The organism is Bacteroidota bacterium (assembly GCA_041658205.1).
Taxonomy (GTDB): Bacteria; Bacteroidota; Ignavibacteria; order UBA10030; family UBA8401; genus UBA8401.
On the sequence record JBBAAO010000001.1, the window covers coordinates 536,867 to 554,094 of the forward strand.

Sequence of the window (17,228 nt, forward strand, 5' to 3'; positions counted from 1 at the left end):
CAATGAGTCTACGCATAACATATTTTTTTGCTCTGTTATTGCTTTGCGTTTTAAGCATCGGGTTTTCTCAAATGAGCGGTCGCGATGAAGATTCCAAATCGCTATCAAATAAGGTTCAACAAAATATTACTGCTACAGTTCCTGTAGCCGTTGTGATGGATGGAGTAGTTGATCCCAAAGAATATATTGTTGGACCAGGGGATGTTTTTACTGTTAGTATTTATTCTGCTATTCCGTTAAATTTTCTCGTTCCGGTAACTCCGGAAGGGAGTGTTGTTATCCCTACCGTCAGTGAAGTTTTTCTAAATGGATTAACTCTTGAGAAGGCAAAGAAACTAGTGCTTGCAGAAATCAGGAAAAAATATCTCTCGGGCGAAGCATCGTTTACACTTTCTCAACCCCGATCGTTTACGGTGACAATTCGAGGCCTTGTGCTTAACGAGCAGACTCTCATTGTCACCGCCGTTAATCGCGTCGAGACGGCACTGCAGATTGCCAATGACGTTCAAGAATATAAAGCAAAAATAATCAATCCTGAGTATAAATACTTTTCATCGGCAAAGAGTGAACAAATTCTCAAATCATCCAGTAAACGGAATATTAAAATTATCCGTAAAGATGGATCGACAGTGATTGCTGATGTTGAAAAATACACGGCGACAAGAAATAAAACGTATAATCCAATGTTACAGGACGGTGATGTGATAGTTGTCCCTCCTAATAATATTGACCAAAAGTTTATTGGAATTCATGGAGCAATTGTAAAAGGGGGTACCTATGAATTTGTTGAAGGGGATAGTCTAACAACGCTCATTGCAATCGCTGGCGGTTTGACCTCAAATGCGAATCTCGAGAAAGCGATCATTTCGCGAAAGGAACAATCGGGTTCCTATTCCGAAATATCTGTTAATGTTGCAAAGATTATTTCGAAGGAAGATAATGACATAGTTTTAACGAATGGCGATAGAATTTTCATCCCGCAAAAAAATTCTGTCAATCGTGGAGGAATTGTTGAGGTTGAAGGAGAGATTAGTATTCCGGGTTCTTATTCTATCATAAAGGATTCCACAAAATTATCTGAAATTATCGCCAAAGCTGGTGGATTAACCAAATATGCAATGTTGAACGGTGCGGTAGTTATTCGTAGTCAGGATAAAGATCAAGAGGATGAGGTAGGTGATTTGTTGTTGCGGAAGGGGATAACATCGGCGGAAGATACTATCTATTACAATAATGAAATAGCATTGAGAAATAAGAATGAGATTGTTTCGGTTGATTTTGTATCGCTTTTCGAAAAAAATGATCTATCAAAAGATATATCATTGCAGAGTGGTGATCGAATTATTGTCCCTTCGAAGACCAATTCTGTTTATATCTTTGGCGAAGTAAAGTTTCCAGGATTTATCCGTTATTCAAAAGGGAAGGATCTGAATTTCTATCTTTCTGCTGCCGGTGGGCAAACGGAACATGCTGAAGAAGATGATATAAAAATCATTAAGGCCGGAAGCAAACAATGGCTTTCATTCAGCGAAACAACTGTTGAAGAGGGAGATTATGTATGGGTACCGAAGATTCCGTATCGTCCGTTTACTTATTATTTAGGTACGTATAGTCAGGTGTTTGGTATCGTTGCAACAACTGTAAGTTTAATTCTATTAGTGACACGATAACCGGAAATCTTAACGTTCATTCAGAACATTAACAATCGAAAATTATTATGCTGGAAAATTTATCAATTCTTTTACGGTGGCAAAAATTTATTCTCATTAATGTTATTGTCGTTACACTTTTGGCGATCGGAATTAGTTTACTCCTTCCGAATTGGTATAAATCAACAACTACATTGCTCCCGCCGAAACAATCCGATATTTTCGGAAATCTTGGCGGAGCAAGTTCGCTATTGAAAGGAATTGGCGGGCTCGGAAAATTAGGAGGGCTTGGGGGGAAAGCGGGTGCCTATAACTATTTTGCTATTTTACGTAGCCGTACAACAATGGAAAGAATTATTACACAATTCAATTTGATTGAAGTATATGATACGAAAAATAAATCAATGGAGTTGGCAATAAAAGAACTTGAGGGTAATGTCAATTTCGAAGAAGAAGTTGACGATAATATTTCAGTGCAGGTCTTTGATAAAGATCCCATTCGTGCAGCCAATATGGCAAATTATTTTGTTGAAGTTCTCAATGAAATAAATACACGTCTGGGCACTCAGGAAGCAAAAAGTAATAGAGAATTTATTGAGCAGCGGCTGTTGAAATGCCGATTGGACTTGCAAAATGCCGAGGATGCATTGCGAGCGTACCAAGAAAAAACTGGAATGATGATTGCTGCAGATGAAAATAATTCCAGTGTTTCAGCATATGCTGAATTGTATGCTATGAAGGTAAAGAAGGATGTTGAAATTGCTGTGTTGCAAAAAACGGTTTCATCGGATGATTCGTATTTACGTCAATTAAGGCTCGAAATTATCGAACTGAATCAGCGATTAGACAAGTTTCCGTCAGCCGGATTGGAAAGTTTTCGATTGTACCGCGAAGTGATAACTCAGCAACGGATTTTAGAATTCATCCTACCGGTATATGAGCAGGCGCGAATTGATGAACAAAAAGATATCCCTGTATTACTTGTCTTGGATAAAGCCGTTCCGGCAGAAAAAAAATCCAGACCTCAGCGGATGCTCATTGTGTTTCTTGCTTCCGTGCTTTCACTTTTCTTTTTTGTGCTTATAGCTTTCACTTCTCATGGTTTTGCATTGAGATCCGGTGAGATGAGTTCGCTAGAACAAACATTCCATAGGTATGCCAGAGCGATTATTGACCGGTATAAAATCAATTTAACTTGATTATTTTAGTCATAATATTTTTTGCCGCACTAACAATCCTCATCGGCAAATATGCATTTGGTTCATGGTTTAACCATCTGGGTATATATGGGGCTGTTTGGGGATTTACTCTCGCAGTTTTTCATTCCGGGTTATACCGATATTATCCTCTTGAATCAGAGACATGGATGTTGATTATTGCTGCATGGTTGGCTTTTTTATTTGGATCATTAACAATGATTGCCTGCAGGGCTGCCGTACCACCGCGGGAAAATACTTTTAGCTTTTACCAACCAGGGGAATTATTTTTTATCGAGAAAAAAGAATTGCACCTACTGCATAGAACTCTGTGGGTGTTGAATATTATATTAATACTTCATACAACGTATGAAGTATATAATGTTGTGAGAATATTAGGGGGTGGACTCGCCAATGTGGTCATTCTTGCGAATAAGCTCTATGGAATTCGCGTACAGGAAGGAATTCCAGGATCAATCCCTTATTTTGGATCGTTAGCGTTTCTTGCCGCAATTCTATCAGGTATTTATACCTCTGCTGTAGGTAAACTAAAACTTGTTGCGTTTATCCCTTTTATCATTTCTATTGCCATTTCATTTGTGCAAGTAGTTCGTGCGTTTGCAGTCATTGTCGCCGTTCTGTTTATCAGTGCTTATTTCCTCAATAGAAAAAGAACGGATGAGAATATACAGCGTACTTTTAAAAATTATTTCAGGCGCGTTGTTGCAATTGGTATACTGATAAGTTTGCTGGTTGTGACATTGGAAGTGATACGAACAACGCGAGGCGTGTATGAGAAATTTTCCGGTGAAACTTCAACATTGCGACACATGAGGACATCGGGATCCAGCTTTATCAGTCCTTCAGTCATCATGTATATTTCAGTTCATAGCGGAGTATTAAATCAATACTTAAAAGAGGATCAGGAACATGTCGTGTGGGGACGATATACGCTGGCTCCGATGTGGAGATTAGTTTCGAAATTTGGTTTCGAAACATTTGTTGGATTTTATCAATCATGGTTTTATCAAACACCAGCTCCGGCAAATACCGGTACCTATATTCGAGAGTTACATGCTGATTTTGGGGTTAGCGGTGTAGTGATTGTGCCTTATCTTCTTGGGCTTGTTGCATCGTTGTATTGGTTCCGAATTCGAGAACGCAATAAATTATTGGACATTATTATTTTGGCGCATATATATGCGGTGGTAGGAATGAGTTGGTTTGTGATGCTGACCCAATTGGGAGGGTGGTTTTTGAGTCTCGCCACTGGTATTATCATCGCTCGTATTGTTGACCGAAAATTGAATATTCAATAGAAACCATAGAATGATTTCCTTCATCTGCCTTCACATTGTTTCAATTAGTTTGTCCGATGTAAGAATCCGTTTTCTTTTTCCTGTATGGTAACGAAGCAAACGATTAGACAAAATATATCATGGTTGGTTGCTGTCAACCTGATTTCGAAACCCCTTTGGTTTTTTTTTCTTTTAGTATCTGCTCGAGTTCTCGGCCCGGCCGAATTTGGGAAGTACATGCTTGCGATCTCATTTATTTCTGTGGCCGTTGGTATTTTCGAAGGCGGAATTGATATTCATTTAATTCGTACACTTGCTTCGGAACCAAAACGATATTTTACATTTTTTTCCCAAACTACGTGGATCAAAGTAGGAAGCGGAATCATTGCCTCAATCGCAGCGTACGCTCTCAGTCTTTTTATCCCATCGCTTGTTACGGATTATAATTTGTTTTTTGCGGCAGTAATCTTTGGTATAACAAGTGCTGCATTAACTCATTTTCGATTTGTTTTTAGGGCTTACGAGATTATGCAGTATGAAGCATGGTCCATTGTTGTAGAAAAAATAAGTGTCATTTTATTTTGCGGTATCGCCCTTCTTTTTTTTCCAACGGCATTCAGTTATGGTTTTTCTTTTGCTATCGCATACCTGTTAGCAAGCCTGGTGACACTTTTATTAGTTTTTAAAAAGGTAGGAAAACCCGCGTTCATTCCTGAGTTCCGTAACCTTGTGTCTGAAATAATAAAACCAGCTCTTCCGTTTGCAACTATGAATATCTTCATTATAGTGTATCTCCGTTCTGGTACACTGCTTCTTGCAATCATTACACAGAATGATCAATTAATTGGATATTTTAACGCAGGATACAGAATTGTTGAAGCCTTTGTGTTGATTCCTTCTATGATTATTGCGCCTATATATCCGGTCTTTGCCCGAAGAATCAATGACAAAGAGGTGGTCTCACGTCTTGCCATGGATGCTTTACGCATCATTTTAAGTATGGCTATGCTTATAAGTGTTCCTATTTTTATTTTGCATGACGAGGTGACCTTACTCCTTTTTGGCGATTTCTACAAAGACGCATCTTCATCGGTTGGAATTTTGTGTTTAGCCATGATTCCGATAGGAATAAATTGGGTGGTAGGAAGTCTCGTTGCAGTTTCCGGCCGTCAATCAAGAGCAAATGTATATATTTTGGGAACAACGATTGGTAATGTGCTACTACTGGTGATCTTAATACCGATTCTCGGTGTTGTAGGTGCGGCAATTTCAGTGGTCATTACTGAGTGTGCGGTTACATTTTCTAATTGGACTTTGGTAAGAGATTACATTAGGACTAGAGCGCTATTGAGTGTGTTGCTGAAAGTGAGTGCATCGGCAATAGCTGTTTATATTCTTGGATTGTTTACTGTTTCGCTACCGTTTATTGTGAGACTTACCCTTGTTGTTGTTTGTATGGTTGGTGGATTTTTTTTGTTGCGGCTCATTACAATACAAGATTTGATAACTGCATTTCGGGAAAAGTTATCATAGATTTCATCAAATAATTTTGATGAATATTTTACCTTTCGTCAAGGTTGAAGGAGAAATACAGAAACGTGCGAATGAATAAAAATTCAGTTGAAGTTATATGGTGGAGTGAAATGACCAAAATGAGACAAGTGGAAGGTATATTTATCAACTTCAAACCAGTAAGTGTACTCGAGCGAAAAAACTTATGGTGGTGAAATAAATATTTTGAACATTGTGAATAAGAGTATATCTAAAATATTGAATGTGAAATCTATCCTAATTGTTCACCCACAATTCATTCAGATAGGTGGAGCGGAAACAGTTGCGCTAAAGATTATGAAAAGAATAGTTGAAACAACTGATGCACATATTACTATTCTTACACTAGAAAAATGGTCTCTTTCAGCTATTGCAAAAACGACCGGTATTTCTTTATCCTCGGAAAGAGTATCTCTTGTTGTTGCAAAATATCCTAATATATTGAAAAACCGAACCGGTCGCTTTTACTTGCTGCGAATTGCTTACCTTCACCGACAGACTAAATTATTAGCAAAGAATTTTGAATTATGCGTTAGTACATATAATGAGATTGATTTTAGAAAATGTGGAATACAATATGTTCATCATCCAACATTTGCTCCAGTACGCAGCCTTAAACGTTATGAGATGATCAACGATCCCATTTTTTTTGTCTTAATTAAGTCCATTATGGAAATACCGTACAATTTTATGATCTGGTTAATTTCACGGAATTGTAGAAAGGGATTTTCAAATAATGTAACAATGGTTAATTCTCAATTTATGGCGGATTGGCTAAAAGAATTGTATAGAATACCTGCTGAAATAGTTCACCCTGACGCCGTGTCGAAAATATCATTGGATCACACCATCCCTTGGGAAGAACGGGAATTTCGTTTTGTAACAGTGGGAAGAATATCTCCGGATAAAAAAACTTTAGAATTCATTGATATTTGCAAAGCAATTATTTCCGTATACCCTTCAGCAAAGTTTGCTATAGTCGGAAGAGTCAGCGATGTAAAATATTACGAGAAAGTTAAAAACAAAATTGCCGATCTTGGTGTTTCCGTAGAATTTTACCATAATCTTGAAAATGAAACATTGATGAAAATGCTGATAGCCAGCAAATTTTATATTGCTCCAAAAAAATATGAACACTTTGGCATTTCTATTCTTGAAGCGGTCAGAGCGGGCTGTCTCACTTTTGTCCATAACACAGGTGGGCAGCGTGAAATAGTAATCGAGGAAGTGCTGAGATACAATTCCATTCAGCAATTATTAAACAATATTGCTATAGTGTTGGAAAACACTCTTCTGCGCGAACAGACTTTAACAGTACTAAAACATCATATGCAAAACTTTTCTTCTGATAATTTCAATCAAGGAATCGATGGTATACTGAGATTATGGCAGAAAAAGTCAAAAATAATTGGTTGATTCAAGTGTGTAAAGATGAAAATTCTTTTTATAGCGACAGATATTCCATATCCTATTAATAGTGGTGGACGTAACAGATTATATCATATTGTTAAAGGCTTATCACGATTTAATGAGGTTGATTTTGTAGGATTATCCAATACAAGAGATCCTTTTTCTGCAAAGGAAGAACTTTCTCGCTATTGTCGGGCTGTGTATGCAATTCCTGTAGACATTAGACATAGTGTGATTAAACTCATTAAAAGCTTTTTTTCTAAAACTCCCTACAAAGTATTACAATATTTTAGCACTACAATGGCCGAAAAAATCCGGGCATTAATAAAAGAAAATAGCTATGACATTATTTTATGTGAACACATTTTTGTTGAACAGCATATACCATCGGTATCAATTCCAGTAGTTCCTCAGAATATTGATTTAAATTATACTGTCTACAAACGAATTGCAGAAAAAAGCAAAGGTTTTATGTCTTGGTACTCAGCAAGTCAATGGAAATCATTATATCGTTACGAACAAAAAGTACTTCAAAAATATAATGTGGGAATCGCACTTTCCAGTCACGAAGAAAAGTTGATGAAATCGATGGTGAGGGATATTCATTCTATTATTGTTCCTAATGGTGTCGATACAACATATTTTAGATCAGCTCAAAATAGTTCAAATTCGGGTGAAAATAATATTATCTTTACAGGTTCCTATTCTTATTTCCCGAATGAGGAAGCAGCATATTATTTTGCAACAAAGATATTTCCAGCAGTGGTTTCTAAAATACCTGACGCAAAATATTTTATTATTGGACGCTCTCCGTCAGCAAGGTTATTAAATCTTCAAAAAAGGCAAAATATCATTGTGACAGGAGAGGTAGAGGATATTCGCTCCTATTTAGACAAAGCGCAGGTTGTCGTAGCTCCAATTCAATTTGGCGGAGGAACAAGACTCAAGGTTTTGGAAGCTCTTGCTGCTGCAAAGGCAATTGTTTCAACAAGTATTGGATGCGAAGGGATTGATATAGAAAATGGAAAGCATTTGATTATTGCTGATAATGAAAATTCTTTTGCTGAGGCGGTTATATCGTTTCTTCTTGATCCTCAGAAAAATATTTCATTTGGGAGACAAGGTCGGTTGTTAATAGAAAAAAAATATTCTTGGGAAAGAATTACCGCGGATTTTCAGGAATCGTTGAAAAATTATATCGAAGAATATTCAAGACTATCTGGAAGAGTGAATGAAAATAGGAATTGATGCGCGTTTAGCTTTATATGAACCGCATGGTATGCCGCGTTATGTCATATATTTTCTTCGCGAATTAGAAAAACTAGATACAGCTAATACTTATATCTTGTATATAGACAAAGAGGATACTGACGGGGTATTACCGAGCAGGTTTGAAAAGAAAATTCTATCTCCTGCAAACTATATGATATGGGAGCAACTCGCTCTTCCACAAGCAGCACATCGAGATAGGATAGATATTTTGCATTGTCCAGGTAATACAGGCCCATTATTTTTTGATTCGTCGATAAAATTAGTAATGACTATTCATGATTTAATGTTCATGGATAATGAAAATGCTGATTTACGTCCGGGGAATTTATATCAAAGACTCGGGAAACAATATAGAAAATCCGTTGTATCCAATGTTATTAAAAAAGCATCGGCAATAATGACTGATTCTCATTTTTCACATTCTGAATTCGGAAGGTATTTTCCATCATTTCAATTACCCGTATCAGTTGTACACCTTGGTTGTGAATTTCCCGACTATCCGGATGTGCGTGCATCGATAATATTGCAGAAATATAATATTATGAAGCCGTTTATTCTTTCATTTGGTGGAATAGCTCCAAGAAAAAATACGAAGAGGATCATTGAACTATTTTCACAAATTCGTAATATGCCAGATGTCCAATTAGTGATAACAGGAATTCCTCAAGCATATAGAAGAGAATTTGAAGGGTTAGCGCTCGAATGTGGCGTTGAAAAGATGATAGTTTTTCTACCGTTGATTCAGGAAGTGGAGTTAGTGACGTTATTACGAAGTGCAACACTATTTCTTTTTTTATCTAAATATGAAGGTTTCGGACTGCCAGTTCTTGAAGCCATGTCATGCGGTGTGCCTGTTATCGCTTCAAATAGGACATCCATTCCTGAACTCATGGGGAATGAAGGAGTTATTGTTGATCCAGACGATGAAAACAAAGTTATTAGTTCTATTAACCACCTTTTGCAGATTTCAGAAATTGAACGTGAACGAATTTGTAGTAGTAGTAAAAATTGGAGTAAGAAATTTTCTTGGAAGCAAACAGCGAATCAAATATTATCAGTCTATAATACAGTCGGTCCTACGATACGCTAAGCATGAATATACTTTTTATAACTTCTAGAATTCCCTTTCCACCTTTTCGAGGAGATAAAGTCCGTACGTTCCGTCTATTGAAAGAATTATTCAATCACGGTCATAACATAACTTTGATATCGTTCGTTACATCCCGGGAGGAAAAAAAATATGAGATTGACCTTCAACAATATTGTAAGAAAATTATTCTCATAGAATTGTCAACTTTACAATCAATCTTCAATTGTTTTATGGGAATATTCTCACCTCTTCCATTTCAGATACTTTATTTCCGTTCCCATTTGATGAAAAAAACGATTGATTCATTGCTGCTAACGGAAAAATATGATCTGGTGCATGTGCATCTTATAAGAATGCTGGAATATGTGAGAGGGCACCTGCATATTCAAAGAGTGGTAGATCTTACAGATGCAGGATCGCTTTATCTCAGTAGATTTATTCAGCAGGAGAGTTCAATATTCAAAAAAATAATACTCAATATTGAATTAAATCGTTTAAGAGAATATGAAAAGAATATAAGAAGTGTTCAAAATAATCTTGTCTGCTCAGAAAAAGATAAAAGTGTTTTGCTAAATAGTATTCCTGATGCTAATATTCGGGTCATTCATAATGGCATCGATTTGACACAAATAGTTGATTCTTATGTTTCTGATCCAGGGAATAAAAGAATAATATTTACTGGAAATTTAACGTATTTTCCCAATATTGACGCTATCGAATATTTTACGAATGAGATTTTTCCTAAAATTCTTAAGGAAGAACCTGGTGCAACTTTTTATATTGTCGGCCAAAACCCTCCTTCAATTATCAGGAAACTGATAAGCAAAAATATATTTGTGACGGGATTTGTGAAGAACATATTGGATGAATATCTGAAGAGTTCTGTAGCGGTTGCTCCTATTCGTTTCGGAGCAGGGTCTCAATTTAAAATTCTTGAAGCACTGGCAATTGGAATTCCAGTTGTTACTACATCAATAACTGCCGAGGGTATAAATTCTGTCGATAATAACGAAGTGCTTGTTGCAAACAACCCTGATGATTTTGCGGCTGCGGTTATCACATTGTTCCGGGATCAAAAACTGAGAAATGTTCTATCCATGAATGGAAAAAAAATGATTCGTGAAAAATATTCGATGGAAGTTATCGGCCGTGAGCTCAATGATTTTTATGTAAATATAGCCAGTAATTCATGAAGCATTTTGAACGAAAAATAATTGTGTTTGATTTTTTTGCGATCAATCTTGCATGGATTTGTTATTATCTGTTGCGGGTAGAAAGCGAAATTATTGAAGTTCAGGCAAAGCCGGATTTGATCTTGCCGATGGCGATTATGTATCTGTTTTGGCTTTCCGTCTTTACCTTTTTTGGATTATATCGTGCATGGTACGCAAAATCTCGAACGGATGAATTTGCGGCGATTTTTCGGACAATCTCTATTGGATGTATCGGCCTATTTTTTGTGATCTTTTTTGATGATGAACGGAACGCGACGTATTCGGCTAATCGTTCCATTATTGCCATGTACTGGGTGTTGATGATCCTCTTTGTTGGAGTAGGAAGGATAGGTATTCGCAGTTTCCGAAAACGATTATTAATACGAGGCATCGGGCAAAGCGAAACTATCATTGTCGGTACTGGAGCAAAAGCAACCGATCTTCTTGATTCTGTAAACAAATATCCGGCTCTTGGATATAAAATCATAGGTTTCGTTACGCTAGATGTGACGAAAAATGATTTACCACTACCCGTGCTTGGTGTAGTTGACGATATTCCCGAATTGATTCAGAAATACGGACTTCGAAATATATTATTAGCACTTGATTCACATCAACGCGATATCGTTCTTAATGTTGTTTCACTTTCAACTGGATTTGACGTTTCTATTAAGATTATTCCGGATATGTATGACATCATTTCCGGTCAGGCGCGGACGAATCAAATTTATGGATTTCCCCTGATTGAAATTATGCCGCACATTATGCAGGCATGGGAAGAAAGTGCAAAACGATTGATGGATATTTTTGTATCGATTATGATCTTGACGCTGTCATCGCCGATTTGGGTTTTCGTGGCGATTGCAATCAGATTTAATTCTCCGGGTCCATTGGTGTATAGTCAGGAGCGGGTTGGAATAAATGGAAAACATTTTCGAATGCACAAATTTCGTTCCATGTTTCAAGATGCCGAATCACGATCGGGCCCGGTCTGGGCAACAACGAATGATTCACGCATTACTTCAGTTGGTCGATTTCTTAGAAAAACCCGTTTGGATGAAATCCCGCAATTCTATGATGTAGTCCGCGGGGATATGAGCTTGGTCGGTCCACGGCCTGAACGACCGCATTTCGTAGAGATGTTGTCCAAGGAAATCCCACTCTACAAAAGAAGACTTTCCGTCAAACCGGGAATTACAGGATGGGCACAGATTAAACAGGGATATGATACGTCGATAGACGATGTGAAATCAAAAGTTCGATACGATCTTTTTTATATAGAAAACATGTCATTCAGAATGGATATCAAAATTCTGTTAATGACCTTTTACGTCATGATAGCAGGAAAAGGTAACTAATGCCAAAAGCACTCGTCATCATCCCAACATACAACGAAGCACAGAATGCCGAAAAGATCATTACCGAAGTACTTCAACAATCCGAAATGGTTGAAGTCTTAATTGTCGATGATAATTCTCCTGATGGAACGGCCGAAATCGTAAAAAAAATGATGGAATCGAATTCCCGCATTCATATGCTTCAACGTGAACGAAAGCTCGGCCTTGGAACGGCCTATGTTGCCGGTTTCAAATATGCCATTGAACGGAAGTTCGATTTCATTTTTGAAATGGATGCTGATTTTTCTCATAACCCAAAAGAAATTCCAATTATGCTGAGTAAAATGGATGAATGTGATGTGCTAATCGGATCCCGTTACATTAAAGGGGTGAATGTTGTGAATTGGCCGATGAAACGATTGATTTTAAGTTATTGTGCAAACATCTATACAAGAGTTATCACCGGAATGCCGGTGCATGATGCAACCGCAGGTTTTAAATGTTATAAACGGAAAGTCCTAGAGACGATCAATATTGATAAACTCCGTTCCAATGGTTATGCATTTCAAATAGAGACGAACTTTCTTGCATGGAAAAAGGGATTTACGTTGATGGAAATGCCGATCGTCTTTGTCGATCGGCGTGTGGGAGTTTCAAAAATGAATAAAAAAATAGTCTATGAAGCGGCTTTTATGGTGTGGAAACTGAAAGCTCGCAGCATATTCAATCAATTATAAGATCGTTGTTTCTCATGCACATCAGACTCCTTCCGTAATGGATATTTCCGTTATTATTGTTAATTATAATGTTCGCGAATTTTTGAACAATGCGCTCATCTCATTGTTCAAAGCTCTCGAACGATATTCGTCGGAAGTATTTGTTGTGGATAATGCGTCTGACGACGGAAGCGTTGAACTTATCCAGAAGAACTTTCCGAATGTTCACCTGATTGTGAATACGGAAAATCTAGGGTTTGCCAAAGCTAATAATCAAGCTCTTAAACGGTCCACAGGAAAATATCTTCTCCTGATCAATCCTGATACGCTTATTCAGGAAGATACGTTTGAGAAGTTGATTGAATTTTTCACGACGCATTCTGACTCTGGAATGGTTGGATGTAAAATATTAAATCCTGACGGTTCACTTCAACTTCCTTGCCGCAGAAGTTTTCCAACACCCTGGGTCGCGTTTACAAAAACATTTGGTTTAAGCACATTATTTCCAAATTCAAAGTTATTTGCTCGGTATAATCTCACGTATTTGAACCCGGACGAGACATGCGAAGTTGATGCTGTCAGCGGTTCGTTTATGATGATCACGCGAGAGGTTTATGAGAAGATCGGCGGACTTGATGAGACATTCTTTATGTACGGAGAAGATCTTGATTGGTGTTTTCGGGTTCAACAATCAGGATGGAAGGTCAATTATGTACCGACAACATCGATCATTCATTACAAAGGGGAAAGCACAAAGCGAAGCGATATTGATGAGTTAAAAGTTTTTTACAATGCTATGCGGTTGTTTGTCCGGAAACATCATACCGGTTCACCGGTGTTCGAATGGTTTATCTATTCCGGTATTTATATCCGCAGGATCATTGCAAACTCCGCTCGATTGGTGAAACCGGCTGCGGTGGCGCTGATGGATATGGCGATTGTGGTTGGCACTATTCTTATCGGCGAATATATTCGAAAGCGCGCGCTTTTCACATTTCCGGTCTATGCATATCCTTGGACTTTCGTTGTTCCTGCTTTAATTATTTTTATCGCTTTGTTTTTATATGGAGTGTATACCGAATTTAAACTGTCGGTCTCCCGATCATTCGCTGCGGTCTTTTCGGGCTTCACCGTTATTGCTGCAATCGTTGCATTTGAAAAAGATTTTGCATTCAGCCGAATGATCATGCTTATTTCAGGGGGATTGTCGCTCTTTTTCATTCCCGGATGGCGTTTACTGTTGCGATTGTTTGGTTTTAGTGAAAAGACATCCCGAACAACGTTGTTTGGCAGGAGAACACTTATTGTTGGTGCACAGCAATCGGGTCAAGAGATCGTGAAAAAGTTACGGGCAAAAGTCGGCGGCGGATATTCAGTTGTGGGATTTATTGATGTGAATCGAAAACGAGTCGGTGAAAAGATTTTCGATGTAGAAATTCTAGGTAGTATGGAAACGATCGGTAAAGTGATTCAGGAACAGCATATCAGTGAAGTGATTTTTTCTTCCGATGCGGTTTCCTATTCAATGATTCTGGATGTTATTGCAAAGAACAGGAACCGGTTTGTTAATTTTCGACTGGTGCCGAATAATCTGGAAGTGATTATCGGGAAGCCAAGCATTGATCAATTAGATGAAATTCCGTTTATCGAGATCGATTATAACATCGGGAAATTAGGAAATCGCTTTGTAAAACGCTTGTTCGATGTACTATTCAGTCTTTTCTTTTTGATTTCCATTGCCCCTTTTGTATATTTTATCACTGTTTTTTCAAAAAAACCGGCAATCGGATTTAAAAAGGCGATATTACAACTACCATCTGTGTTAATCGGTTCAATGAGTATCGTTGGTTATTTTTCGACTCCTCAACGAAATATGTTTAGTGGAAAACCGGGCATTACCGGGTTAATCCATATACAGAATGGTAATACACTGAAAGTTGAGGAAAAGGAACAGTACGATCTTTATTATGCGAAAAACCAATCGTTGATGCTCGATCTTGAAATTATCCTCAAATCGATTCAACAATGGTTCCAAAAAGAGTAAACAAGTTATCCGGTATGTTTCGGAGAAATTATGGCAAAAGTAGTTTTAGAATTTGAAAAACCAATCTTCGAACTGGAACAGAAGATTGAAGAGATAAAAAATCTTTCCGATAATGTTGATGTCTCCGATGAAGTGAAAACCCTTGAAATGAAGGTGAGCCAATTGAGAGAGAATATATTTTCCAACTTAACCCGCTGGCAGCGAGTACAACTTGCTCGGCATCCCGAACGTCCCTATACACTTGACTATATCCAGCATATGACGACAGACTTTGTTGAACTGCACGGAGATCGTGCATATGGTGATGATAAAGCAATTGTCGGTGGATTTGCAAAATTGGATGGCCGGCCAGTGATGATTATTGGTCATCAAAAAGGAAGAGATACAAAATCGAATCTGTATCGCAATTTTGGCATGCCCAATCCTGAAGGATATCGCAAAGCTCTCCGTTTGATGAAACTTGCCGCAAAATTCAATCGTCCCATCATTACGATGCTGGATACACCGGGAGCATATCCGGGACTGGAAGCGGAAGAACGCGGACAAGCTGAGGCTATCGCACGTAATCTTTTTGAAATGTCTCACTTTCCGGTGCCGATTATTGTCGTGATCATCGGAGAGGGGGCTTCCGGCGGCGCGTTAGGGATTGGAGTCGGCGATAGAATATTGATGCTGGAAAATACATGGTATTCCGTTATAGCACCGGAATCGTGCTCTTCCATTTTGTGGAAAAGCTGGGAATTCAAAGAACAAGCAGCGGAAGCATTGCGGTTGACGCCTCCTGATTTATTAGAACAAAAAATTGTTGATCGAATTATTCCTGAACCGCAAGGGGGCGCGCACCGAAACCCACAGCAAGCAGCATTGATCTTAAGAGATGCGTTAAGTGAAGAGCTGAAAGCACTCAGCAAATTGAAACCGGAAAAACTTGTGGAACGCAGGATCGAGAAGTTCTGCAATATGGGTGCTTGGAATGAATGAACCGGGAATCTCGTTTACAACCGATATCCGCGTTCGATATGCTGAAACAGATGGGATGAAGGTTGTGTATCATGGAAATTATCTGACGTATTTTGAAGAAGCCCGAACAAATCTGTTTCGAAATATCGGCATTGTCTATTCTGATATCGAAAAAGCAGGGATCTATCTCGTAGTCTTGGAAGCACACACACATTATCGCCGCTCGGCGTTATATGACGATATTCTTCATGTCAAAGCAACCTTCAAAGAATTTCCAACAATGAAGTTAACAATCAATTATGAGATCACACGAAACAAAGAATCGGAAGTTCTTGTGACTGGTCAGACCGTCCACGCTTTTATTAATGCACAAACGAGCAAACCAATAAGACCTCCGCAGGAATATATTCACATTATGCAAAAATATTTTTGATATGATAAAACAAGATCTTCTTGAAATAATTTGTTGCCCTGCTTGTAAAGCAGAATTGAAGTACGACGAAAAAAAATCAACACTTACCTGTGTAGGGTGCAAGACGGTGTACGAAGTAAATAACGGTATTCCGATACTCCTTCCCAAAACCGATGGAAAATAATTATCTTAACGATAGCAAAATCGGCAGGTTAATTGAACAAGCATTGTTCGAAGATGTCGGTTTCGGTGATATCACCAGTGAATCACTCATCTCTGAAGAACAACTAGGAAAAGCTGAGCTTATCGCAAAGGAAAGTGGAATTATTTCCGGTGTGGATATTGTCAAATTGGTTTTTAGCTGCGTTGATGGTCAGGTAACGTATGAACCCAGTGTACAAGATGGCTCCCTCGTTGAAAAGAATGTTTCCTTAGGAGAATTACACGGTCCGGTGAGGAGTTTGTTGACGGGTGAAAGAGTTGCGTTGAATTTTCTCCAACGAATGTCGGGTATTGCTACACTCACCCATAAATATGTTCATGCAGTTGCTGGAACAAAAGCAAAGATCACCGATACTCGCAAAACTGTTCCCGGTCTTCGCGTGCTTGATAAAAAAGCAGTGATAGACGGTGGAGGAGTAAACCATCGTTTTGCTCTCGATTCAATGGTATTAATTAAAGATAATCATATAGCAGCCGCAGGGGGAATTCAAAATGCTATTCTTCGCTGCAAAGATTATCTGAAGCAGAATGACATTGAAATGAAGATTGAAGTTGAAACGACCTCAGTCCAACAGGTTCAAGAAGTGTTAAATATCGGTGGTGTGGATAGAATCATGTTGGACAATTATTCTCTCGATTTAATGCGCGAAGCGGTATCATTGATCAATGGAACGATTGAAGTTGAAGCATCAGGGGGTGTTACTCTTCAAACGGTACGCTCTATCGCCGAAACAGGCGTTGATATTATTTCGGTTGGCGCGTTGACCCATTCTCCAAAGGCATTAGATATATCACTGGAATATCTATCCTAAATCCTAAATCATTTTCTCAGCCACCCGTTTCGTTAATACAGATTT

15 protein-coding genes are annotated in these 17,228 nt (G+C 38.2%); all 15 read left to right on the top strand.

Translation table 11 applies throughout. The annotated features are described in order from the left end of the window. The first annotated feature begins 2 nt into the window (after positions 1-2). The 15 genes from WDA22_02085 to nadC all read left to right on the top strand — a co-directional run bounded on the left by WDA22_02085 (position 3) and on the right by nadC (position 17,183). Positions 3-1,670 carry an SLBB domain-containing protein gene (locus WDA22_02085; protein ID MFA5832241.1) on the top strand — a complete coding sequence of 556 codons (1,668 nt, stop codon included), beginning with the start codon at positions 3-5 and terminating at the stop codon, positions 1,668-1,670. 47 nt (positions 1,671-1,717) lie between these two features. Next, positions 1,718-2,848, top strand: coding sequence for a Wzz/FepE/Etk N-terminal domain-containing protein (locus WDA22_02090; GenBank protein MFA5832242.1), 1,131 nt, complete (start codon positions 1,718-1,720; stop codon positions 2,846-2,848). Beyond that, entirely contained in the window at positions 2,845-4,164 is a 1,320-nt protein-coding gene (locus WDA22_02095) for an O-antigen polymerase (protein MFA5832243.1), read from the top strand. Before WDA22_02090 ends, WDA22_02095 begins: the two co-directional genes overlap by 4 nt. Positions 4,165-4,248: 84 nt before the next feature. Next, on the top strand, positions 4,249-5,676 hold the full coding sequence (locus tag WDA22_02100) for an oligosaccharide flippase family protein (protein ID MFA5832244.1): 1,428 nt from the start codon (positions 4,249-4,251) through the stop codon (positions 5,674-5,676). Between the two features lie 243 nt (positions 5,677-5,919). After that, positions 5,920-7,110 carry a glycosyltransferase family 4 protein gene (locus WDA22_02105; protein MFA5832245.1) on the top strand — a complete coding sequence of 397 codons (1,191 nt, stop codon included), beginning with the start codon at positions 5,920-5,922 and terminating at the stop codon, positions 7,108-7,110. 15 nt (positions 7,111-7,125) lie between these two features. Next, complete coding sequence (locus tag WDA22_02110; protein MFA5832246.1) at positions 7,126-8,352, top strand: glycosyltransferase family 4 protein; 1,227 nt, start codon at positions 7,126-7,128, stop codon at positions 8,350-8,352. Continuing rightward, positions 8,336-9,466 carry a glycosyltransferase family 1 protein gene (locus WDA22_02115; protein ID MFA5832247.1) on the top strand — a complete coding sequence of 377 codons (1,131 nt, stop codon included), beginning with the start codon at positions 8,336-8,338 and terminating at the stop codon, positions 9,464-9,466. Before WDA22_02110 ends, WDA22_02115 begins: the two co-directional genes overlap by 17 nt. 2 nt (positions 9,467-9,468) lie before the next feature. Beyond that, on the top strand, positions 9,469-10,659 hold the full coding sequence (locus WDA22_02120) for a glycosyltransferase (GenBank protein ID MFA5832248.1): 1,191 nt from the start codon (positions 9,469-9,471) through the stop codon (positions 10,657-10,659). Further along, positions 10,656-12,038 carry a sugar transferase gene (locus WDA22_02125; protein ID MFA5832249.1) on the top strand — a complete coding sequence of 461 codons (1,383 nt, stop codon included), beginning with the start codon at positions 10,656-10,658 and terminating at the stop codon, positions 12,036-12,038. The genes WDA22_02120 and WDA22_02125 overlap by 4 nt, the downstream gene beginning before the upstream one ends. Further along, positions 12,038-12,754, top strand: coding sequence for a polyprenol monophosphomannose synthase (locus WDA22_02130; protein MFA5832250.1), 717 nt, complete (start codon positions 12,038-12,040; stop codon positions 12,752-12,754). Before WDA22_02125 ends, WDA22_02130 begins: the two co-directional genes overlap by 1 nt. Before the next feature lie 37 nt (positions 12,755-12,791). Next, positions 12,792-14,777 carry a glycosyltransferase gene (locus WDA22_02135; GenBank protein MFA5832251.1) on the top strand — a complete coding sequence of 662 codons (1,986 nt, stop codon included), beginning with the start codon at positions 12,792-12,794 and terminating at the stop codon, positions 14,775-14,777. Between the two features lie 27 nt (positions 14,778-14,804). Next, positions 14,805-15,758, top strand: a complete 954-nt coding sequence (locus tag WDA22_02140) for an acetyl-CoA carboxylase carboxyltransferase subunit alpha (protein ID MFA5832252.1) — start codon at positions 14,805-14,807, stop codon at positions 15,756-15,758. Then, positions 15,751-16,170, top strand: a complete 420-nt coding sequence (locus WDA22_02145) for a thioesterase family protein (protein MFA5832253.1) — start codon at positions 15,751-15,753, stop codon at positions 16,168-16,170. The genes WDA22_02140 and WDA22_02145 overlap by 8 nt, the downstream gene beginning before the upstream one ends. 1 nt (position 16,171) lies before the next feature. Next, the gene (locus tag WDA22_02150) at positions 16,172-16,333 is read left to right on the top strand and encodes a Trm112 family protein (protein ID MFA5832254.1); all 162 of its coding nucleotides are present in this window, start codon (positions 16,172-16,174) and stop codon (positions 16,331-16,333) included. Beyond that, positions 16,323-17,183, top strand: coding sequence for a carboxylating nicotinate-nucleotide diphosphorylase (nadC, locus tag WDA22_02155; GenBank protein ID MFA5832255.1), 861 nt, complete (start codon positions 16,323-16,325; stop codon positions 17,181-17,183). Before WDA22_02150 ends, nadC begins: the two co-directional genes overlap by 11 nt. Positions 17,184-17,228 lie beyond the last annotated feature (45 nt).

What these genes read in the sequence shown, in the direction of transcription:
- WDA22_02085 (MFA5832241.1), top strand. Translation starts at nt 3, where the DNA reads ATGAGTCTACGCATAACATATTTTTTTGCTCTGTTATTGCTTTGCGTT.
- WDA22_02090 (MFA5832242.1), top strand. Translation starts at nt 1,718, where the DNA reads ATGCTGGAAAATTTATCAATTCTTTTACGGTGGCAAAAATTTATTCTC.
- WDA22_02100 (MFA5832244.1), top strand. Translation starts at nt 4,249, where the DNA reads ATGGTAACGAAGCAAACGATTAGACAAAATATATCATGGTTGGTTGCT.
- WDA22_02110 (MFA5832246.1), top strand. Translation starts at nt 7,126, where the DNA reads ATGAAAATTCTTTTTATAGCGACAGATATTCCATATCCTATTAATAGT.
- WDA22_02115 (MFA5832247.1), top strand. Translation starts at nt 8,336, where the DNA reads ATGAAAATAGGAATTGATGCGCGTTTAGCTTTATATGAACCGCATGGT.
- WDA22_02120 (MFA5832248.1), top strand. Translation starts at nt 9,469, where the DNA reads ATGAATATACTTTTTATAACTTCTAGAATTCCCTTTCCACCTTTTCGA.
- WDA22_02125 (MFA5832249.1), top strand. Translation starts at nt 10,656, where the DNA reads ATGAAGCATTTTGAACGAAAAATAATTGTGTTTGATTTTTTTGCGATC.
- WDA22_02130 (MFA5832250.1), top strand. Translation starts at nt 12,038, where the DNA reads ATGCCAAAAGCACTCGTCATCATCCCAACATACAACGAAGCACAGAAT.
- WDA22_02135 (MFA5832251.1), top strand. Translation starts at nt 12,792, where the DNA reads ATGGATATTTCCGTTATTATTGTTAATTATAATGTTCGCGAATTTTTG.
- WDA22_02145 (MFA5832253.1), top strand. Translation starts at nt 15,751, where the DNA reads ATGAATGAACCGGGAATCTCGTTTACAACCGATATCCGCGTTCGATAT.
- WDA22_02150 (MFA5832254.1), top strand. Translation starts at nt 16,172, where the DNA reads ATGATAAAACAAGATCTTCTTGAAATAATTTGTTGCCCTGCTTGTAAA.
- nadC (MFA5832255.1), top strand. Translation starts at nt 16,323, where the DNA reads ATGGAAAATAATTATCTTAACGATAGCAAAATCGGCAGGTTAATTGAA.